Annotated in this window: 4 protein-coding genes; all 4 read left to right on the forward strand. The window is 34.4% G+C overall.

From position 1 onward, the window contains the following. Positions 1–305 precede the first annotated feature (305 nt). Positions 306–1,049: an ABC transporter permease gene (locus ACKI67_RS08445; protein WP_407463087.1), complete on the forward strand. Its 744-nt coding sequence runs from the start codon at positions 306–308 to the stop codon at positions 1,047–1,049. A 61-nt stretch (positions 1,050–1,110) separates the two neighbouring features. Further along, positions 1,111–1,863 carry an ABC transporter ATP-binding protein gene (locus tag ACKI67_RS08450; protein ID WP_407463089.1) on the forward strand — a complete coding sequence of 251 codons (753 nt, stop codon included), beginning with the start codon at positions 1,111–1,113 and terminating at the stop codon, positions 1,861–1,863. 268 nt (positions 1,864–2,131) lie between these two features. After that, positions 2,132–3,895: a pectate lyase-like adhesive domain-containing protein gene (locus ACKI67_RS08455; RefSeq protein WP_407463091.1), complete on the forward strand. Its 1,764-nt coding sequence runs from the start codon at positions 2,132–2,134 to the stop codon at positions 3,893–3,895. A 413-nt stretch (positions 3,896–4,308) separates the two neighbouring features. After that, on the forward strand, positions 4,309–9,063 hold a 4,755-nt coding region (locus tag ACKI67_RS08460; RefSeq protein WP_407463093.1), incomplete at its 3' end, for a transglutaminase domain-containing protein.

The raw sequence follows: 9,063 nt of genomic DNA on the forward strand, positions 1-9,063 counted from the left end.
TATTGTAAAAGATTAAAGAGGCATTAGATTATGTAGGCATGCCGGTGTACACTGCATAAAATAATGGAAGACCGCTCCTTATTTTACGCACTCTATTTTGACGTTCCGTTTGGTTCCTCATTTCGTTCAAAATATAATTCAAACATAATTGTTTAGAAAAATATTATTTTATTGTATTTTAAAACATTAATATAATGATAATATAATTCATTAATTAATTATTATTAATTTTTTAAAAAAGTTATTTTTAAGCAAGAATATTGGTTAATAAATTATATTAAATAATTTTTTAGATAGTGATTTATGTGAATATTGAGAAAAAAGTTTTACCATTTATATTGCCGGCTATACTCCTGGTTATTTGGTATCTTCTTACTGATGGTTTGCACATGATTCCATACTATATTTTACCAAGTCCAATAAATGTATTTACTGCAGCATGGACTTTGTTAACTAATGGAAAATTGGCTATGCATACCTCAAGCACTCTTATAAAGGTATTTTCTGGTATTCTCCTTGCATCTGCAGTTGCAATACCTTTAGGAATAGTTCTTGGATGGTATGAGACTTTAGACAGATTAAGTTCATTGATCATCAGTATTTTAAGACCTATCCCACCTATTTCATGGATTCCATTTTCCATTCTTTGGTTTGGTATTGGCTTATCCTCAGCAGTATTCGTAATCTTTATCGGTTGTGTATTCTCTGTACTCGTATATACCATTGATGGTGTAAAGAGAACCGATAATGTTTTGATTGAAGCTGCTCAAACTTTAGGTGCAAACAATTGGAACATTCTAACTAAAATCGTGCTTCCTTCCGCATTGCCTTATATCGTTTCAGGGCTTAAGGTAGGGGTAAGTATCGCTTTGATGTGTACCGTATCCGCAGAGATGATTGCATCCAGCAGAGGTTTAGGATATATGATATTGACTGCAAGTCAATTGTTCCAGCCAGGAACTGTAGTGGTAGGTATGATAATTATCGGTATAATAGGTATTGTGTTTGATTATGGATTTAGAAAGGCACAAGAAAGGATATTCTGGTAAATTAGTGATAAAGGAGAGAGAATATTTACCAGTTTCAGTTTATTATTAAAAGGTGTTTATATTGGCAATTGATATAAAAAATGTTTCTAAATCATTTGTTACAAAAGATAAGGATTTCATGGCATTGAAAGATGTCAATTTACATGTTGATGATGGAGAGCTTATCTGTCTTTTAGGACCTTCAGGTTGTGGAAAGACAACCCTTTTGAGAATGGTTGCAGGTTTGGAAGAACCTGATGAAGGTGAGATCTACGACAGAGGAGAACGTGTAGAAGGTCCTTCAAAAGAAAGAGGGTTCATTTTTCAACAGTATTCTTTATTCCCTTGGCTAAATGTTTTAGATAATGTAATGTTTGGATTAAATTTATCTGGAGAGCACAGTAAGGAAGAAAATCTTGCTGCTGCTGAAAGATACTTGGAAAGAGTGGGATTGGCTGACTTCAAATACAGTTATCCTCATGAGCTTTCCGGTGGTATGAAGCAAAGGGTAGCTATTATCCGTTCCTTATTGAATCACACTCCTGTCTTGCTTATGGATGAGCCGTTTTCAGCAGTTGATATGTTGAATAGGCATACCTTGCAGGAACAGTTGATTGGAGTTTGGAAAAGGTTTGAAACCACTATTCTTTTCGTTACTCACGATGTTGATGAAGCGGTCTATTTGGCAGACAAGATTGTGATCATGGACAAGAGGCCAGGTAGAATAAAGGATGTAGTGGAGGTTCCTCTTGAAAGACCTAGGCAAAGGGAATCAAGAGAGTTCTTGGATTTCCAGGATGAAGTCGAAAAGCTTTTAGGTGTTTGGGAACCTTAGCTAAGCTTCACGAACTTCAGTTCGTAGAACCTTGACCAAAATTATTTTCACTAGTTGGGAGCACCTGACTAGTTTCTATTTTTATTATTTTTAACTTTTTTTCTAATTTTTTGATATTGCTTTTTTTTATTGTTACTTTTTATCTTCTTCTGTTCACCACTTTTCAAAATTTATTGATTAACTTGATAAAGTATATAAACAATTAAAAAAAGATATTATACTATTAATATTAATTAATTTAGACTAATGAATGGGGGAGAGGGAGACTATGAAATTAAAATATTTTTCTATATTTATATTCCTTTTTTTATTAATCTGCTGTGCTAATGCTGTTTCTGCAGCAGCAGATGATAATGTATTTGAATTAGATCAAAGTCATGATCCAGTTTCCTCAAGCGTAGATGAAAAGCTTGCTTTAGGAATTGGTAACCCACTGTATGATTCTGAAGATGGTGGTTCTGGTGATGAAGGTAATGATGGTAATGATATAGACCCTAATGACGGCACTGGTGAAGGTAATGGTTCTGATGGCGATGGTACTGATGCTGGTGAGTCCGGAAACGGCACTGATTCTGGTGAAGGTAATGGTACTTCTGAGTCTGGTAATGGTACCGATGGTAATGGTACTGATTCTGGTGAAGGTAATGGTACTTCTGAGTCTGGTAATGGTACTGGTGAAACAACTACTACAACAACTCCAGCAGTCCCATCAGATACAGCATATGTATCAACAGTCAGTGCTTTAAACACTGCTTTAAAAGAAGGCAAAAAGACAATTTATTTAACTGCAAACCTTAAGATCACAAAATCATTTTCAATAAAGTATAATGTGGTTATTGATGGTAAAGGCCATTACATCAATGCTCAAAACAAAACTGACATATTCCGCATATCTGGTGTAACAGTAACCCTTAGGAACATTGTTTTGAAAAATGCAAAAGCTACTATTGGTGGAGCCATTTATGCTTCTGGATCTACTTTAAATCTTAAGAAATGTAATTTTACAGGAAATAAAGTTTCTGATAAGGGAGGAGCTATTTACCTTTATAATGGTAAATTGAATATTGATGGCTGTACTTTCCAAAGCAATAAGGCTAGCTTGAATGGTGGTGCAATTTACACTTCTACCTCAAAGCTAGTAATCAAGAATTCAAAATTCATAAGCAACAAGGTTGAAAATGGAAAATCCAATGGTCATGGAGGAGCAATTCATGCATACAAAAAGACTTCATCCATTACAGGCACAACCTTTAAAACCAACTATTGTCTTTCCACAGCATTGAAAAGCCATAGCAAAGCTACCAAATACCAATTTACTGGTGGTGCAATCTATTATAATTTAGGTACTAGCCATAATTTGACAAGCTGTACATTTACCAGCAATAAGGCATCAAACCATGGTGGTGCTGTATATGGATACAAACCTGATTACCTAAAGATCAATAAATGCACTTTCAATACCAATAAGGTAGCTTATGAAGATGGAGGAGCAATAACTTTTAATGGTAAGAAATTGGTAATCGGAAATTCCAAATTCTATAAGAATCATGCTTACGAAGATGGAGGCGTGATGGATGCCTGCAGTCAGAATAAGAATAAGGTATACATTACAGTTTCCAACTGTACCTTTAAGGAAAACACTGCATATAAAGGTGGAGGAGTTTTCTGGATGGGTGTGAGATCAGTATTCACCATTAAGAACAGCAAATTCATCAGCAATAAGGCAGGTATGGCTGGAGCATTGTTCGCTGAATCAACTGTTGCAAAGATAACCGGTTGTCTTTTCCAATCAAACCAAGCTAAAAAGGTTGCTTCCTGGACTGTAAAAACAAAAGGAGGTAAAGTCTTGAAACATTGCGCTGGTGTATTAAGACTTCAAGGAAAGAGTGTCAAATTCGTAAAATGCACATTCAAGAAAAACCATGCGACCTATGGTGGAGTTGTATTCCAAACTGGCGGAAAATTGACAATGTCTTCTGTCAAGTATTCTGGAAACACTGCAAAATCAGGTCCTAAAATCAAAAAAGGATAAGCATTTGTTTTAAAATAAGTCTTTTTGAAATAAAAACCTTAAAAAATAGTTCATATTTTTTTATTTTTTATTTTTTATTTTTTCTATTATTTGGATTTTTCTAATAAATATTATATATTCTAAGAACATATATTAAATTGAGAATATTATTATACATTATTTTTTTCATTTTATTTTTAACTAATTATTTATCTTTGCACTTTATTTTTTTTTTTCAAGTGTTTTTGAGGGGTTTCTGAAATTAAGTGTGAATAGGATAATTTATAGCTATATTATATGGGAGGTTTATTGTCATGTTATCTTTTGATGATTTTTCTTTTAAAAAAGTCTTTTATATTTCTTCTTTAATATTATTACTATTTTTAACCGTTTCTTGTGTTAGTGCTAGTGATGTTGACAATAATAATGATGTTATGGATTCAAATTTTACTATAGATAATGACAGCAGTTTGCTGGATGATTATTTCAGTGATAACGAAATAAATGATACAGATGATGTTGAATCACCTAATTTAGATCAAAGTTCAGATTTTGATGAAGAGTTGGATTCATCAGATGGTTCCGTTTCTGATTCTAAGGAGGTTCCCTCTAATCCTCGTTCAAAGATAAGTACAAAAATTGTTGCTTCCAGTTTCACTAAACGTTATTTGAATGGAACAAATCTGGTGGCATATCTTCAAACAACTTCAGGCAATCCAATATCAGGAAAAACCGTAGTCTTAAATTTTTCCGGAACCATATATACAAGAACTACAGATTCCGATGGCAAGTTCACCTTAACCATACGCGCACATCCCAGAACATATACCACAAAAATCAGCTTTGCCGGAGATTCCACATATGCCGCATCCAACAAAACCATTACAATCACAGTTGAAAAAGCATTCACCAACATCATAACACCTTCAAGCATAATCAAATACTATCAAAATGACACAAACCTAATCACATATTTAAAAGATGATTACGGCAACTACTTAGTGAACAAAACCATGAAAATCACCCTAGACGGACAAGACCATTATATAAACACAGACTCTGACGGAAAGGTCATGCTAAACCTTGACATGGCCAAAGGATATTACGAGGCTTCAATCTTTTTCGATGGCGATAATGACTACTTGGGATGCTATTGCCCAACCAACATCCAAATCATTATGCATAACACTTTCTTTGTCAACGTATCCAAAAACCTCTATTCCCAAGGAAAATTCCATTACAGACTCCTATCCGACGGACTGGCTTTTCCCAACCAAACAGTGACATTGAATGTCAATGGCATAAATTACACAAGCATAACTGATGATGAAGGCGCCGGATCCATTAATTTAAATCTTTCTCAAGGATTATGGAAAGCAACTTTAACCTATAATGGCCATGATGATTATGATTCCTGCTCAGGAACAGGCTGGATAAATGTTACCCATGATTCAATGAATTTCACACTTGAAGAGATAATCAACTCCTCCATAAGCCTATATGATTATATAAACAATAATCTCTTATTGCCTGGGCAGTGGGAAATATCCGGCAATAACATCAGCATATTTGAATCCTCATATTTGATGGCAAAAGCCATCTGCAATATAGAAGATGAAATGAATTCATCAATCGTCTTGCCTTACATTTATAGGGGATGTGACTATGAAGATTCAATTTCCAGTGGGGCCTTGACTCATTTTTCATATATGAATCTCATTGAAAACATTGTGCTCTTTGCTGAGATGAATTCATACATGCCTTCCAACGCATCTTTATCTGGCAGTGACATTGATTTCAAGACTTATACCTATAGCTTTACAAAAATTTTAGCATTTTATAATATAACAGGATTCTTACCAAAGAAAAACGATTTTGACACTGATGTTAACTCATCACTGACTTGGATTTATACTACAAGCACTGTTTTTTTAAATGAAGAAGATTTTAGGCCAGGGTTAAATGAATATTATAATGGTAGTGATAATAGTTCTTATTTATTTAATGAAGATTCCAGTCCTGATATAATTAATTGTGCAAATAATTTAACTAGTAATCTAGACTCTATTAACGATAAAGTTGAAGCTTTGTTTTATTATGTGAGAGATTGCATTACTTATACTTTCTATACTGGTTCTAGAGGTGCCGATTATGCTTTGGTTAATGGGTATGGTAATTTTTATGATCAGGATAGGTTATTGGCTGCACTTTGCAGGGCTATCAATGTTCCAGTAAGAATCAATCAAGCGAATAATATTGTTTTTATATCTGAGCTCGTTTTAGCTCATGGTTGGGTTCAAATACTTGTCGGTGACATTTGGTATGTTGCTGATCCAGTAAGTACAAGAAATTATTTGGGTATTATAAATAGTTGGTCTGCTGTCAACATGACTGATTTAAAACAGGGAAATTCATTTTCTAACTTAACTGATGTGGATATTGAAGGCATTTCATATAATGGTTTCCCAAATGCTTCCGTTACATATGCATTTGCTGACGATTACCAGTTCAATGACACAGTAACTGATTATGGAATCGGCTCTTGCAATTTCATGCAAACAGACATTTACCCAATGAAATCATTAACATACATGATCTCCAATGATGCTGTTTTTGATTATGGGTCTGCATCAGGCAAGGTATTGCTAATTGACGAGTACGGAACACCACTGGCAAATAAAAACATCCTATTAACCATCGGAGAGTATTCCTGCAATTTGACCACTGACTTATGGGGATATGCATATTACAACTTAAACATGAACCCTGGAAACTACACCCTCTTTTACAGTTTCGATGAGGACGATAATTACTTGCATTCTGTAGGAAATTCCAGCATATCCATAATGAAAGCATCATCTAATATTTCCATAATCAACACAAATCTTTCACAAGACGATTATTTATCATTCATTGTTCTAGATTCCAATAACAACCCTATTTTCAACCAATCAGTAACTATCAATGTTGGCAATAGGACATATGATCTAATAACTGATTTGCAAGGCTTGGCAATTGTCAATGATGCTTTTGATCATGGTTCCTATTCAGGAAATTGTTTCTTAAATGATTCTATCATGTATGATTCTTGTGAATGTAATTTCACATTCAACGTTTCCCCTACTTTCAAATTCGAAAGCGAAGATGAGTATTTGCTTCATAGCGGCTCTGAGGATATCAATGTGTCCTTGGTCTATAAGGACATTCATCTTGGAGGAGTGGATGTTTCCTGCAAAATCATCAATTCCCACATGGAAATAGTCAAGGAATATGTCTTAAACAGTGGAGACGGCGGCATCATCACTATCCCCACTTCTGATTTGGAACCTGGAAAATATGTCATATCCTATTATTGCAATCCTTTGACAGACATTAAACCTTTTGCAGGACAATGTGACTTATACATAGCTCCAGATAATCTTAAAATCAAGTCCCGGTTTGACATTGTTGAAAATCAGATCCATCAGAAGGGGGAGTATTTTGTCGGGCGCTTGTTAGATGATTTCGGACACCCTATTGCAAATGCAAATGTCAGCATTTACATCAATGCAATAAACAAGACCTATTACAGGGTGACTGATGATGATGGTCGTTTCCGATTGGCCATTAATCTGAAAAGCAATAATTATTCAGTCTTTGTCAGTTATTTGGGGGATGATGACTATAAGGCATCTAATCGCATATCCACGATTTTCGCATCCCACATCCCAAACATTGCATATACCATCAACATGACATTGAAGAACGACATAACAATAAATAACAATCATTACAAGATTCCTTTCGGTCGGGAAATAGGAATCTATAAGAATGGTAATTTATATAAGTTTACTTATGACTACAATCTCAGCGGTGCCACAAAGCTGAATCACAGTGTCTATTATTTCCTTTCAATGGATGATAATAGGTCTGCAGTAAATGTAAGCATTGACGATCCTATTAGGCATAGTGGGTTTTTATTGTATTCTGATGGTTATAATGTGTTGATTAGGTTCTTGGGATATGCTTATGGTGATCTTGATTCTTTTAATGTCATATTCGATGGCAAACGATATGGCAGTAAGAACATTTCCAATGTAACCATATTAAGGAATAATCAGGCAATTGCGTCATTTTATTTCACATCAGAAATCATTACAAGTGTTACCAATGCTTTTGCCAGCAGTCATAATGTCAATGCAAGAAACTTCATCTATTATCCAGTTCGTACTGAGTTTAGGTTGGTTGAATCTGAAAAAAGTCTTTTTGGTCCAAGTTATGATATCAGTTCCGGTACAGTTGAGTATTTATATTATGGTGACAATACTTTTAATAATGATTTGAATAATAGTCATTGGAGTTCCAGCATTGGCTTTGAGGCAATTGAGACTTATTTGCTGAATAAAGGAGGTAAAATTTCTGATGATTTGATGAGTGATTATTTGGAGGATTATGCTAATTTCAGTTCCAATAATGCTCGTAAGGTTGCTTATGAGTCTTTTTTAACCGCTTTGTCTTATCAGTGGTTGGATGATAAATTGGCTGATGAGGTTTCTGAGAGTTATGATTCTACTTGGTTTAAGTATAGTTATTATTTGATTGGTTCTTTTGTAAATCTCAATGGTAGGGGCATTGATGTTCAGACTAATATTTGGTTTTCCTCAATTGATAGTTATAGTCATCAGCTTGCTTTGAATGAGTATTGTTTGAAGAGTAGTCTGCTTGAGCAGTATGTTGTCGGTTTGAATGGTTTGAATTCTACTTGTGCGTTTTGTGAGATTTTACGTGGCTTGTTGAATGGCAGTGAATTTAGTTGCTATCAAGACAATTTAGGTGGCACTTTCTTTGGTTTTGGTGATAATTCTTCTTACTTGCAATTTGATGCTTTGGGTAATGTGGCATCTTTGATTTCCCCATCTATGTATGATGGTGGTATAAGTTTAGGTAGCTTTAATTTCAATTCACAGTCTTCATTGATAAATAATTTAAACAATATCTTACAATTAGTCAATGATTTGTCCATACTAAATCCTGTATTGAGTTGTATTATTGATCCTATGATTGGGGGCATTGTTAGTTCTGTTGAAAATATGAATTTTACTAAGGTTATGACTTATTTAACTGATACTAAACTTTTGGCAGGTATTGCGGGAGGTATTATTACGGAGATTGGTTTGGTTTCCACTTTAACTGGTGTTGGTGCTTCTTGG

Origin of the sequence: Methanobrevibacter sp., assembly GCF_045577275.1 — an archaeon.
In the GTDB taxonomy this organism is placed as follows: Archaea; Methanobacteriota; Methanobacteria; order Methanobacteriales; family Methanobacteriaceae; genus Methanobrevibacter.

What these genes read in the sequence shown, in the direction of transcription:
- ACKI67_RS08455 (WP_407463091.1), top strand. Translation starts at nt 2,132, where the DNA reads ATGAAATTAAAATATTTTTCTATATTTATATTCCTTTTTTTATTAATC.